The sequence below is a fragment of the Daejeonella oryzae DSM 19973 genome, assembly GCF_000422945.1.
Taxonomy (GTDB): Bacteria; Bacteroidota; Bacteroidia; order Sphingobacteriales; family Sphingobacteriaceae; genus Daejeonella; species Daejeonella oryzae.
In genome coordinates this window covers 1,537,511-1,551,192 of record NZ_AUHA01000002.1, presented here as the reverse complement: position 1 = coordinate 1,551,192, position 13,682 = coordinate 1,537,511, and the positions used below count along the sequence as shown (strand labels likewise).

Below are 13,682 nucleotides of genomic sequence, written 5' to 3'. Positions count from 1 at the left end.
AAAACTTTATTCGTGAAAGCTTTGACAATTAAACGCGGCAGGTGTTCTGGCTGAGATTAAATCATACTGATTTAATGATCCTAACAGTTGCACGTCAGCCCGTGATTTACACACGGTATCCCTTGTTTATTCCGGAAAAAATCCGGCAAGCCGGTTAAATTGGTAAGAACTTTTTTCGAGCAACAAATATATACTTTAGAGTGCTTAGCATGAGTTTAAGTTTTAAACAAATTGCATAAAATCTACAATCAGATAAAGCTGCAATAAAGCTAGCCTGACCCTTCCGGGTACAAAAAAAGCCAATCTAAAAGATCGGCTTTTAAAATAAATATGTGGATAACCTTATTTAGCTGCCAGAATATCTGTCTTCTCAATAACCGGATCTTTGGCTAAAAGCTCAGCGGCTTTTTCCATTAAAGCTCTAGCGATCGGTCCGGATAAATGAGCCTCGCGTGCTTCTTCAGTTTCAAATGAATCAAATATCCCATACGTACCGGAATTAATCCTGAAAGCATACCAGGTTTTTGTACCCGGTTCATCCTGCGCCAATGGCAAGGCTGATATTAAAAAATCATGCAGTTCCGTTTCTTTGCCCGGCTTAGCTTCAAGGGTTGCCAGCAATCCAAATTTGATCATATATAATTATTTAATAGAAATAAATACAATTAGTTTCCGCTTTTGGCAGGGATAAATTTCATCGAAATGGAATTTACACAATGGCGGGTATTTTTAGGAGTGAAACGCTCTCCTTCAAAAACGTGACCCAAATGTGCGGAACAATTAGCACAAACAATTTCAACACGGCGTCCATCGCGATCAGCAACACGCTTTACTGCACCGGGCAATTCATCGTCAAAGCTTGGCCAGCCACAGTGCGATTCAAATTTATCTTCGGAGGTATACAAAGGGGTATTGCATTGCCGGCAGATATAGGTTCCTGCTTCTTTGGTATTTACATATTCGCCAGTAAAAGGTCTTTCTGTTCCTTTATGCAAAATCACTTCCTCTTCTTGCGGGTTCAGTTTATTGTAAGTCATAATAATTATAGTTTCAACTCAAAGACAACGTACGAATACGAAGAGAGTTTGGATTATTAAAAATACCGGAGTAAACCAGATAAATTTTACAAATCATAAATGTGAATCGGTGGCCGTTGGACCATCTAAGCAAATTGCGGCACTCTTTTTCCTGCAGCGGTCTTAATTTAAATGAACGAATAATTTAAAAACTATCAAACCTCAGCCAGCCATTTTTTAGCCAAATTCATATCTGTAAAAAACTGGGCGGTAATATTGCCTACAGCCACATCCAGACTTTTCTTAGCAGATAACTGACTGAAGGAACTCGGAGAAAAAATCCATGCTACATTTTTAACTCCTGCATTTTCCATCATCGGAAAGAAAACGGTGCCCACCCAATCAGAAGCATCAGACCATGTTCCCAAAACTCTTCTGTTATCATTCAGAACCTTGCTGCACTCAAATCTGTTTATCATTTCAAGAGCTTTCATACAGCCTTTCTGTACAGATTCAAAACTTTCAAAACCGATCCAGTCTATCTCCAGGTTTTTACTTATTTCATTATAATTAATTACGATTGAATTATCCTTGTAAAAAGAATCTGTACTTTTTATGATCTTATTGCTGCTTTCCTGCTGTAAAGGAAGTCTGAAAAAGAAGGTGGAGCCTTCGCCCTTTTTACTCTCTATCCAGAAACTCCCGTTGTGTCGTTTCAGTATTTCAGAGCAGATAAATAAGCCCAAACCCAATCCGTCAAACCTCATGGCAGTATTATCTACGCGGTAGTAGCGGTCAAATAATTTATCTACATCCTCTTCCTCAATTCCAATTCCGAAATCCTGTACAGAAACTACAATATTATCTCTCTCCAGCCTGCTGTTCACAATTACTTTTTCACCTCCCGGAGAATACTTCACGGCATTATAAATAAAGTTATTCAGCACCATTTCCAGGCGGAAACGGTCACCGTTGTATTCAGCTGCTTCATTAATCTCCAGGACTAGATGATGTTCTGAAGACGTATGCTGCAGGGTGTCTATACTATTCCTAACCATTTCTTCAAAATTGAAAGGCTCCATATTATACACCAGCTTACCGGCATTAATCTTAGTTACATCCAGCAGATCAGAAATAAGTTTTTCGAGTCTGGTTATATGCTCAGAAGATTTATGGATAAAGTTTTCAATTTTGACCGGATCTTTAACTTTTTGCATTAATTGATTAAATGCTTTTATACTTGTTAAAGGCGTTTTTAATTCATGACTTGCAATAGACAGAAATTCATCCTTTTTATTTTCTTTCTCTTTCTGAATTTCTATATCGGTATTGGTACCGAGCCATAAACTTACTTTTTGATTTTCTATAAGAGGCACCGCTCTGGCCAGGTGCCAACGGTAAGTTCCATCTTTAAAAAGCAATCTGAATTCAACTTCATACTCCCCTCCGGTTTCAAGAGCTGTAGTCCACTTTTTCAAGCAGTTTTCAAGATCTTCAGGATGAATAAAAGCTTTCCAGCCGTGTCCCACCACTTCTTCTGTGGTATAGCCAAAATCAGTACAAACCACCTGGTTTACATAATCCAGCGCACCATCCGGACTGGCTGTCCAAACCTGCTGCGGGATAACGTTCAGCATGAAACGAAAGCGTGATTCGCTGCTGGCGAGCGAATCGAACATTTCCTGTAATGTATCCTGAGTTGTTAAAAGCTCCTCATTAGCGGCAGCCAGTTCTTCAACAGTAGCGCTCAGTTCTTCATTAATGTACTGCAGTTCGGCTTCGCTCTTTTCGAGCATTTTCCTGCCTTCAACAATTTCTGTAATATCAATAACGGTTGCCTGTATAGCTTCAACCTCGCCATTCTCGTCAAAAAGCGGATCGTACGAAAAATCAATATAAATATGTTTATTGCCATGCGGCGAAATGATATCTGCTTCCAGCTCAGGCATTCTGATTTTCTTGCCGGTATCAAAAACAGTCAGCAACAATTCCGGATATGGCTGATCTGTTAATTCGGGAAAAATATCGAGTAACTTTCTGCCAATCACCTCTTCTTTATTGTGATTCCAGATATCAAGCATAGGCTGATTGGCAATTTCCACAACCATATCGCGGCCACGAAGAATAGTCATCCCGATAGGCGCTGTAGAAACCATACTATTTAAACGATGCTGGCTTTGATCTACTTTTCTCCTTGCCAGAACCTGTTCGGTAACGATATTTGCAGTTAATATGATCCCGAAAGTATTTCCTTCGTTATCGATTGATGGTTGATAAACAAAGTTACAATATACCTCTTCTATCACACCATTTTTCTCCAGCATCGCCTTCACCTCATTGCCGTAAAAAGGTTTTCCGCTTCGGTATACCTCATCCAAAATTCCTAAAAAAGGTTGTCCGATCAATTCAGGCAAAGCCTGCTGAAGTGGTTTACCTACTACTTCAGAGGTTTTACCCCAAGCTTCCAATACTTTTTTATTAGCAGCCTCAATCAACATTTCTGAACCGGTAAACAATGCAATAGCAACAGGTGCATCATCCAGTAAATAACTTATTTTCGATTCACTTTGGGCCAGAGCTTTGGTGCGGATTAATACTTTTTCTTCCAGTTTTTCATTCAGATCAGATAAACTTTGCTGCGTGGTATTTAATTCTTCAATAGTAGAAACCAGTTCTTCGTTTGATGCTGCCAGTTCCTCGTTTAAACTTTGCTCTCTGCTTAATGCGGCGATTGAATTATCCGCATTTTCTCTGTGCAGATTTTTCTCCGTTACATCATAACTGGTATGGAAGATTGCATAGATCTCAGAATTCTCATTTTTGAGAGCCTGATATGTAAAATCGAAATAAAATGTTTGAAGCTTTCCCCCAACCAGCAAATCAGCTCTGGTATCTTTGGCACTGTAAGTAATTCCTGTACGCCAAACATGTTTCAGAATGTCAATAAAGGGCTGATCTTTCAATTCGGGAATTCCCTGCAATACAGGCATACCTATTATTGTCTCATCTTTACCCCATATGTCAAGCATCAGGCTATTTGCATAATTAATAATAATATCTTCTGAAGTATACAGGGCAGTTGCAGCAGGGAATAGTTCTAATATTTGATAAACAGGATTGTCTTTGATAAGAGAGTCAGAGTTCATTTATTCAGTTGAGGGTAAAAAATATCGACTGGCGAATTTATAATAAAATAGATAAATCGCTTAATCTTAAATGAGAACTAAGCTTAACAGTAATTGAAAATGACAGAAATTAAATTTAAAAAGTGAATAAATCTTCAAAAAAAAAGATCTGCTTTTGTAGCAGATCTTTTAAAATATAAAAGTTTGAAGTTTTAGGCTTTAACTAATTTTTGAAGTTCTTCTGCCATAGCAACACCAATTTCTGCAGGAGATTCTACCACACGGATTCCACACTCACGCATGATCTTCATTTTAGCAGCAGCTGTATCATCAGCACCACCCACTATAGCTCCGGCATGTCCCATACGGCGTCCCGGAGGCGCTGTTTGTCCGGCAATAAATCCTACAACCGGCTTGGTGCCATTTTCTTTAATCCAATAAGCAGCTTCCGCTTCCATGCTTCCGCCAATTTCGCCGATCATGATTATGCCTTCTGTTTCGGGATCATTCATTAACAGCTCAACCGCTTCTTTGGTAGGTGTTCCGATAATCGGGTCACCGCCAATACCAATAGCCGTAGTAATCCCTAAACCTGCTTTTACAACCTGATCAACAGCTTCGTAAGTAAGAGTTCCTGATTTTGATACTACTCCTACTGTACCTTTTTTGAAAATAAAACCGGGCATGATACCGATCTTAGACTCATCAGCGGTAATAATACCAGGACAGTTTGGACCAATTAAACGGCAGTCTCTGTCTGAAATATATTCTTTCACCAAAATCATATCCTTTGTAGGGATGCCTTCGGTGATACAAACAATAACTTTTATACCAGCTTCAGCAGCTTCCATAATGGCATCGGCCGCAAAGGCAGGAGGCACAAAAATAATGGAAACATCGGCGCCTGTTTTGTCAACAGCATCTTTCACCGTGTTAAATACCGGCCGGTCAAGGTGAGTTTGTCCGCCTTTACCGGGAGTAACTCCACCAACTAACTGGGTACCATACTCTATCATCTGGGAGGCATGATATGTACCTTCATTACCTGTGAAACCCTGAACGATAACTTTTGAATCTTTATTAACCAGAACACTCATAGCTTAGTTTTATGTTTGGCAAAGCTAAGAGAATCACAACAAAAGGCAAATTAAATCTGAGATATGAAGCGGATAGTCCGATAACTGAAATCTGAGATGTAAGACAGAAAATTAAGATCCTGCTACTGAAGATATCTCATATCACGGGTCTCATCTCTACCTTCCTATTCCTTCTGAATTAAATTGCAAATCGTACAGACGTCTGTAAAATCCATTGAGTTTAAGCAGTTCCTGGTGCGATCCGATTTCTTTAATTTCTCCGTGATCTAAAACAATGATTTTATCCGCTTTCTGAATAGTGGATAAACGATGGGCGATAACTATAGATGTGCGGCCCTGCATCAGTTTGTTTATGGCTGTCTGTATAAGTTCTTCCGTTTCGGTATCTACCGAAGAGGTGGCTTCATCTAGAACCAAAATGCGGGGATTGAAAACCAATGCCCGGATAAAAGAAATAAGCTGCGCCTGGCCGGCAGATAATGTGGCGCCGCGTTCCATAACATTATAGTCGTAGCCGCCGGGCAGGCGTTCTATAAAGTCGTGTGCACCCACATCTTTTGCTGCTGCAATCAGTTTTTCACGGGTAATATCCGGATTATTCAGATTAATATTATTGGCAATGGATTCGGAAAATAAAAAAACATCCTGCAACACGGTGGCTATCTGGGAACGCAGATAGCCCAATTCATAGTCTTTAATATCACGATCATCTACTTTAACACTTCCTTTGCCGATCTCGTAAAATCGATTCAATATATTTATAGTAGATGATTTACCGGCTCCGGTGGCACCAACCAGTGCGAGGGTTTCTCCGGGCTCAACCATAAATGAAATATCCTTTAATACCCAGTTATCATCATTATATGCAAACCAAACATGATTAAATTCAATCTTACCCTCCAAAAGTGCAGGCTGCAACGTGCCCTTGTTTTCCGTTTCTTCACGTGTATCCAATACATTAAAAATACGCTCAGCTCCTACCATACCCATTTGAAGGGTATTGAATTTATCGGCAAGCTCGCGAATGGGCCGGAAGAGCATATTGATATACATGATAAATGCAACCACCACACCCGGGGAAATAGCATTGGTTAAAATAGATTTGGACCCGTACCAAACCAGCAAGCCAATAGAAAGAGCAGAGATTATTTCGACTACCGGAAAGAAAATAGAGTAATACCAGTTAGAGCGGATGTGCGCATCACGGTGCTTTGCATTGATATTTTTAAACTTACGCATTTCCTGTTCTTCACGGGCGAAGTAATGGATAATGCTCATCCCTGTAATATGCTCCTGCAAAAACGTATTTAAATGTGATACCTGAGTGCGTACATCCTGAAAAGCAGATTTAATAGCTTCTTTAAAAATATAGGAGGCAAGGATTAAAAATGGCATAGGAACCAATACGATCAGGGTAAGTTTCCAGTCGGTATAAGCCATCACTGCAATAATTGCAACAACCTGCAACACGTCGCCAATGATCTGGATCATTCCTTCAGAAAAAATATCAGCAATGGTTTCCAGGTCAGAAACTGTACGAGTAATCAGCTGCCCGATTGGTGTGCGGTCAAAATATTTTAAACGGAGCTTGCTGATATGGTTAAATACATTGATCCGCAGATCTTTTATAACCGATTGGCCCAGTGTATTTGTTAAAAATGTATGAAAATACTGAACTACTGTTTGAACCAGTAAAATAAGGATCATCAGCAAAGTCATTCTTAACAAACCCGAGCTGTCATCCTTCAGAATAAATTCATCAAGGGTGTATTCAATTATTAATGGCCTTATCGGAGCTAAAATTGCCAGGGCCACAGTTAAAATTACCGACCAGATAAAAATGGATCGGTATGGTTTAACATACCGGAGAATCCGTTTTAATAAATTTACATCAACTGCTTTTCCGCTTACTTTGGTCATGGATTATTTTACGACTACTGGGGATCTAAATATATGGATAAACAACTTCTGTAAGATACAGGCCGCATGCAGGAACAGATGCGCCAGCTTTAGAGCGGTTTTTACTTTCTATAATCTTTCTAAGATCATCTTCATTTATTTCATTTCTTCCGATACTGATAAGCGTTCCAACAATAGCTCTTACCATATTCCTCAAAAATCTATCGGCCGAAATGTGAAAAACCAAACTACTGCCGTTACTTTCCCATTCTGCCCTGGTAATTACGCAGTTATTAGTGAACGTTTGAGTATTGGATTTACTGAAGCAGCTGAAATCTCTGTATTCTTTAAGAATTGCTGCCGCACGATTCATCTTCTGAATGTCCGGAACATCACGCAAAAGCCACGAAAAACCCTGTTTAAATGGATCTTTTTTAAAATGAACCTGATACTGATATGATCTTTTTACTGCATCAAAACGGGCATGCGCTTCGGGATGAACTGGTATTAACCTGTTAACAGCAATATCATAAGGAAGAAGTGAATTTAAGCTTTTGAGGAATTTGTTTTCATCCAGCTCTGCCATCGCATCAAAATGAGCAAACAGCTGGGTGGCATGGACTCCGCTGTCCGTTCGCCCGCAACCCAGCGTTTCTACATCCTGCCTTAATAAAGTTGACATTGCATTATTCAGGACTTGCTGTACTGAAATGGCATTTTCCTGTTTCTGCCATCCGTGATATTTCGAGCCGTTAAAGGTTAGTTCAATAAAATATCGTTTTAATATGCTCACGGCATCAAAGGTAATTGATTTTGGAAAAGATTAAGATTTGAAAAACCAATTATCGGCTCCATTCTGTTGTTTATGTATTTAAAGCATACTATTAAACATCTGAATAATTGCCACCGAATACTATTTGACATAAATTTCAGACACTTAAATACGGGGAGCGATTATATTCATAGTTCATCTCCTGAAATAAATTTCTAATCCCTGAACCTAAAATCGCAAATCAATATATATTTGTGCAATAAAATAATTTATTAATTATGCTACAACGTGTACAAACCATTTGGTTATTTTTTGCAACACTGGCTATTTTCTGTCTTTTCTTATTTCCATATTTACAGGTTCTGAGCGCAAACGGTACTGCAAAAGCTTTAAAAGTTAGCGGCGTGTATGAAAACATTAACGGAGAAATTGTTCAGACTCAAATGTTCGTACCCATTATGATTGCAACCGTAATTCTTGGATTAATTCCTCTGGTAATCATTTTCTTTTATAAGGACCGCAAAAAACAGATTAACATTTGCTACTTATGCATATTAGCCATTCTTGGATATAGCTTTTGGCTTGTTCAAATCGCCAAGCAGGTTTTCGGAGATATAACGCTGCAGCTTGGTAATTACGGAATAGGCGTTATTTTACCTTCACTGGCAATTTTATTTATTATCCTTGCATTGAAAGGGATTCGGAATGATGAGAAACTGATTAAATCTGCAGATCGTTTACGATAACCGGATAATAAACAGACAGTTAGATTCAATTGTAAATATATTGCAATACTGAGATCCCGCTTAAATATATTAAATATTAATGCTACCTTTGCGGCGCCTTAAAGCAATGACGCTTTAGAGCTTTATAATACATCATGAACCCATTTAGTACCTTGGGTATCCGTCATGATATTGTTAATGCCATTACTGAACTAGGGTTTGAAAACCCTACACCAATCCAGGAACAAGCCATCCCGGTATTACTTTCAGGCAGCAACGATTTTGTCGGATTAGCTCAAACAGGAACCGGTAAAACGGCAGCATTTGGCCTGCCTTTATTAGAATTACTGGATTTCGAAGAAAATTATCCACAAGCACTTATTTTATGTCCAACGCGTGAACTCTGTTTACAGATCACCAGTGATATAAATAAGTACTCCAAAAGCATGAAGAACGTTAACGTTGTTGCTGTTTACGGAGGTGCTAACATTTCAGATCAATTACGTCAGATCAAGCGTGGCGTACAGATCGTAGTGGCCACACCAGGCCGGATGCTTGACATTATCAATCGTAAAGCAATTGATTTTTCACAGGTTGGTTACGTTGTTTTAGACGAAGCTGATGAGATGCTGAACATGGGTTTCCAGGAAGACATCGACATCATTTTATCTACCACTCCTGAAGATAAAAAAACGTGGTTATTTTCTGCCACGATGCCTACCGAAGTTAGACGCATCGCTAAAAAATACATGACTGATCCGTTCGAATTAACAATGGGTACCAAAAATACCGGTAACGTTAACATCGAGCATGAATATTATGTTGTGCGTGCCCGGGATAAATATGCCGCATTTAAACGGATTGTAGATTTCAATCCCGAAATTTTCGGTATTGTTTTTTGCCGTACCAAAATAGAAACTCAGGAAATTGCAGAGTCTTTAGTAAAAGATGGATATAATGCAGATGCACTTCACGGAGATTTATCACAACAACAGCGTGATAAAGTAATGAAGCGCTACCGCGATCGCAGCTTACAATTACTGATTGCTACAGATGTGGCAGCCAGAGGAATTGATGTTAACGATGTAACGCACGTAATTAACTACTCTTTACCTGATGAGATTGAAAATTATACCCACCGTAGCGGACGTACAGGTCGTGCTGGTAAAACAGGTATTTCAATTGCTATCATCAATTCTAAAGAGCAGGGAAAAATTCGTCAGATTGAACGCGTAATCGGAAAGCAGTTTACTAAAGCTGAAATTCCAAACGGATTTGATGTTTGTGAAAAGCAGTTATTTGCACTAATCCATAAAGTACACCAGGTTGAGGTGAACGAAGAGCAGATTGAACAATACATCCCTCGTATTATGGATGAATTTAAAGATCTGGATAAAGAACAAATCATTAAACGTTTTGCTTCTTTAGAATTTAACAGCTTCCTTAAATATTATCAGAATGCACCAGACCTGAATGCTCCGGCTCATGAAGACCGTGCAGGCGATCGTGGTGACCGTTCATTCAAATCAAGTACAAGCGCAGGCTTTACACGCTTATTTATGAACCTTGGATCTGTTGATGATTTTACACGTGGAGACATGCTGGGATTCATTTGCAACAACACCAAAATCAGTGGAAAAAGCATTGGTAAAATCGATCTGAAAGGGGTTTTCACCTTCTTTGAAGTTGAAAATGCATTTGTTGATCAGGTTCAGCAAGGTTTTAAATCAGTTGATTACCAGGGTCGCCCGGTACGTATTGAGTTGGCAGGAGAACGCGAAGGCGGGGAACGCGAACGAGGTGGCGAAAGATCCGGCGGACGTGAACGCAGTGGCGGTTACGGCGGCGGCGGTGGCTATAAAGGTCGCAGCGGTGGAAACCGTGAAGGTGGAAGTCGTGAAGGCGGAGGTGGATTCCGCGATTTTTCTGGCAAGCGCCGTGAAGATCGTGTAGGAGGAAACTCTGGTTCAGGAGCCGGTCGTCGTGAAGGCGGATCAGGTGAAAGACGCAGACGCAACTAAGATTATTTCATAAATCTGTTATAAAAAAAGAGTCCCGGAAATCGGGACTCTTTTTTTATAGAAAAATAATTGATCCGGCTAAATTCTTGATTTATAATTACCGGAAAAAATCAGTTTAGATGTTGTCAGTATAAATACGGTTATTCATATCGTCCATATAATACTTACGGTCATACATATCCGAAAAAACATCTTCACCATTCGGCCCTTTCAAATCCGGTAAGAATCTGTCTTTCAATTTTGTACCATATTGCTGAAGCTTATCACTCCATCCTTTACTTGCATCGGCAATATCATCGAAAAGACTGGTACCATCTGCTCTTTTTCTTGTAATTATACTTGCAGCAGCTATTGCTCCGGCAACTATCCCAATAATTTTCAGTGAATTTCTCATATCTAATATCTATTTATTTTAAAAATCAGCTCAAAGCTGATCCTGTTGCGTTTTTAAAATTAACAACGCCTCAGGAACTTAGTTTTAAATAAATAAAATCAGGAAAGAAGGTCTGAAAGAAGCTGCATTTCTATTAACGGAGAATGCTTTTCATAAATTATGGCATAAACCGCCCTGCAAATTGGCATATTTACTTTATACGTTTTATTGATCTGGTGTAGGGAGTTTACTGCATAATATCCTTCGGCAACCATATTCATTTCCAGCTGTGCAGATTTTACAGTATATCCTTTTCCAATCATATTTCCGAACGTTCGGTTCCTGCTGAACTGAGAATATGCTGTAACCAGCAGGTCTCCAAGGTATGCCGATTCTTTAATATCGCGGTCTATGGGATGTACTACATCTACAAAGCGCTTGATTTCACGGATTGCATTTGATATCAAAACAGCCTGAAAATTATCGCCAAAACCTACACCATGACAAATACCGCTGGCCACTGCATAAATATTTTTTAATACCGCAGCATATTCAGTTCCGTATATATCGTCCGAAATATTGGTTTTAATATATCGGGTTTTCAGCATTCCGGCAAGACAGCATGCCACCTGATTATCCGGTGAAGCAATGGTTAGATAAGATAGTTTTTCCAGGGCAACTTCCTCTGCATGGCAGGGCCCGCTAATCACCAGAATATCCTGAAAAGGAATATTATATTTCTGATTCATAAATTCTCCGATGATCAGATTTTCATCCGGAACAATTCCCTTTATAGCGGAAATGATTTTTTTACCTTTTAAATCTTCAGCTATAATATCCTGTAAAGTTTCTTTTAGAAAAGCAGCGGGAATATTCAGCAGAATAGAGTCTGCAGCGGCAATAATCTTCCTGATATCCGAACTGATATTGTCGGCAGGAACGTTAATTTCTACTGAGCTAAGATAATTTGGATTGTGTTTAAATTTCCGGATATGCTCAATTGCCGAATCATTCCGCATCCACCAGAATACTTCTTTTTCTACAATATTATCACACAGCATTTTAACAATAGCCGTTGCCCAGCTTCCCCCGCCTATTATTGCAATCTTTTTTATGATTTGCTCCATATATTTAAAAGTCCCGATTCAGAGTAGTTCTGAAATCGGGACAAGTTAATTATTTTTTCAGTACATGTGTGTCCGGAGGTGTTGTTCTATCGTTTGGATGAGGAATTTCTGATCCAAACAATAGTTACCCGGAACATTTTTAGAAGCTACTTACTAATCTTTTTTATCGTTGCTTAAAAGTTTTTCTTTGTCTACTTTTTCAACCTGCATACCATCTTTCAGAGTTTTGGAAATCGCGGTAAAAGGTCTTGAAACAACTTCCTCTCCTCCCTTTAAACCTGAAAGAATCTGAATGAATGCATCATCCTGTATACCTGTAGTTACAACCACCTGTTTCACTTTTCCATCTTTATAAATGAAGACATATTCCTTTATATCTTCGGTTGATTTGGGCTTTTCACTATCTGAACTTGACTGGGTTTCGGGCTTGTCAACATCAGGAGCAGCCTTTTTATCTTCACGTATGGTTACCGACTGAATAGGAACTGACAAACCGCTAAATCTTTCTGTTTGGATGTCTACGGTAGCCGACAATCCCGGGCGAAAAGGTGAAGGATTAGACGTTCCGGAGCGTAAAAGAACTGCATACGATTCGGGAAGAATACGAACCTTTACTGTGAAATTAGTTACCTGATCTGCACTTGAACCCACAACATTGGCAGAACTGGCAATCTCGGTAACTACTCCTTTAAATTTTTTCCCCTGAAAAGCATCTACTTCTATTTGAGCGGTATCATTCAATGAAACTCTGTTGATATCACTTTCATTCACATCTACGCTTACTTCCATCGTGTTCAAATTAGAAATCCGCATAATTTCAGTTCCGGCCATTTGCGCCGTACCTACTACTCGCTCTCCTTTTTCGACAGATAATTTCGAAATAACACCATCCACAGGAGCATAGATTGAAGCTTTCGCCAGATTATCGCCAGCTTCCTTAACTACTGCATTGGATTGATCTACACCAAATCTTGTTCCGATAACATTTTGCTTTATCGATTCTAAGTTCGCTCTTGCAGAATTGTATTCTGCCTTCGCTGCATCAAATTCAGAAACCGAAATAACTTTCTTATCAAATAGCTCCTTATTACGCTTATAGCGTGCCTCTGTATTAGCGAAATTAGCCTGAGCCTGTTTTAGCTGCTGCTGAGAACTGGCCAGACTTGCACGCTGACTATTTAAAGATGCAACCGCCCGGTCGTAACCTGATTTTAAAACATCGGGCCGTACTTTACATAAAAGCTGCCCCTTAGTTACAACGTCTCCTTCTTTAACCCGTAATTCAACAACTTCTCCGGAAACTTCTGAACTCAGCTTTACTTCTACCTCGGGCTGCACCTTTCCACTTGCAGAAACGGTTTCTATTATCGTTCTGCGTTCTACTTTATCTACTGCAACTTTTTCGGTTTTCCCCTGTCCGAACCAGCCCATTTTATTACCCGTGATTGCAAGAATCACTAAAACCACCGCTCCGATGAGTACATATTTTAACGTGTTTTTCTTCTTTGCCATTTTGTATAGAAAAAT

The 13,682-nt window shown here is 39.4% G+C and carries 11 protein-coding genes and 1 riboswitch; of the genes, 2 read left to right on the top strand and 9 right to left on the bottom strand.

All coding sequences use genetic code 11. The features are described from left to right. Nucleotides 1–19: 19 nt before the first annotated feature. Nucleotides 20–169: riboswitch (cobalamin riboswitch) on the bottom strand. Nucleotides 170–342: 173 nt separating this feature from the next. The 6 genes from G521_RS0107230 to truA all read right to left on the bottom strand — a co-directional run bounded on the left by G521_RS0107230 (nucleotide 343) and on the right by truA (nucleotide 7,930). Further along, nucleotides 343–636 (bottom strand): putative quinol monooxygenase, encoded by a 294-nt coding sequence (locus G521_RS0107230; RefSeq protein WP_026897943.1) that lies wholly within the window; start codon nucleotides 634–636, stop codon nucleotides 343–345. A 29-nt stretch (nucleotides 637–665) separates the two neighbouring features. Beyond that, nucleotides 666–1,037 carry a methionine-R-sulfoxide reductase gene (locus G521_RS0107225; RefSeq protein ID WP_026897942.1) on the bottom strand — a complete coding sequence of 124 codons (372 nt, stop codon included), beginning with the start codon at nucleotides 1,035–1,037 and terminating at the stop codon, nucleotides 666–668. A gap of 194 nt (nucleotides 1,038–1,231) precedes the next feature. Continuing rightward, nucleotides 1,232–4,162, bottom strand: a complete 2,931-nt coding sequence (locus G521_RS17745) for a PAS domain S-box protein (RefSeq protein WP_051189551.1) — start codon at nucleotides 4,160–4,162, stop codon at nucleotides 1,232–1,234. Nucleotides 4,163–4,353: 191 nt separating this feature from the next. Continuing rightward, a complete protein-coding gene (gene sucD, locus G521_RS0107215; RefSeq protein WP_026897941.1) occupies nucleotides 4,354–5,238 on the bottom strand; it encodes a succinate--CoA ligase subunit alpha in 885 nt (294 codons plus the stop codon). Nucleotides 5,239–5,394: 156 nt separating this feature from the next. Next, nucleotides 5,395–7,158, bottom strand: a complete 1,764-nt coding sequence (locus G521_RS0107210) for an ABC transporter ATP-binding protein (protein WP_026897940.1) — start codon at nucleotides 7,156–7,158, stop codon at nucleotides 5,395–5,397. Nucleotides 7,159–7,183: 25 nt separating this feature from the next. After that, nucleotides 7,184–7,930, bottom strand: a complete 747-nt coding sequence (gene truA, locus G521_RS0107205) for a tRNA pseudouridine(38-40) synthase TruA (protein WP_026897939.1) — start codon at nucleotides 7,928–7,930, stop codon at nucleotides 7,184–7,186. Nucleotides 7,931–8,187: 257 nt separating this feature from the next. On the opposite strand from truA, the gene G521_RS0107200 reads away from it, so the two are divergent. Then, nucleotides 8,188–8,655, top strand: a complete 468-nt coding sequence (locus G521_RS0107200) for a DUF4293 domain-containing protein (protein ID WP_026897938.1) — start codon at nucleotides 8,188–8,190, stop codon at nucleotides 8,653–8,655. A gap of 134 nt (nucleotides 8,656–8,789) precedes the next feature. Next, on the top strand, nucleotides 8,790–10,655 hold the full coding sequence (locus tag G521_RS0107195) for a DEAD/DEAH box helicase (protein WP_036678306.1): 1,866 nt from the start codon (nucleotides 8,790–8,792) through the stop codon (nucleotides 10,653–10,655). 115 nt (nucleotides 10,656–10,770) lie between these two features. On the opposite strand, the gene G521_RS0107190 is transcribed toward G521_RS0107195, so the two are convergent. From G521_RS0107190 to G521_RS0107180, 3 genes are all read right to left on the bottom strand, one after another. Next, nucleotides 10,771–11,049 carry a hypothetical protein gene (locus G521_RS0107190; protein ID WP_026897936.1) on the bottom strand — a complete coding sequence of 93 codons (279 nt, stop codon included), beginning with the start codon at nucleotides 11,047–11,049 and terminating at the stop codon, nucleotides 10,771–10,773. A gap of 98 nt (nucleotides 11,050–11,147) precedes the next feature. After that, a complete protein-coding gene (locus G521_RS0107185; RefSeq protein WP_026897935.1) occupies nucleotides 11,148–12,155 on the bottom strand; it encodes an NAD(P)H-dependent glycerol-3-phosphate dehydrogenase in 1,008 nt (335 codons plus the stop codon). Nucleotides 12,156–12,308: 153 nt separating this feature from the next. Then, complete coding sequence (locus G521_RS0107180) at nucleotides 12,309–13,667, bottom strand: efflux RND transporter periplasmic adaptor subunit (protein ID WP_026897934.1); 1,359 nt, start codon at nucleotides 13,665–13,667, stop codon at nucleotides 12,309–12,311. Between the last annotated feature and the right edge of the window lie 15 nt (nucleotides 13,668–13,682).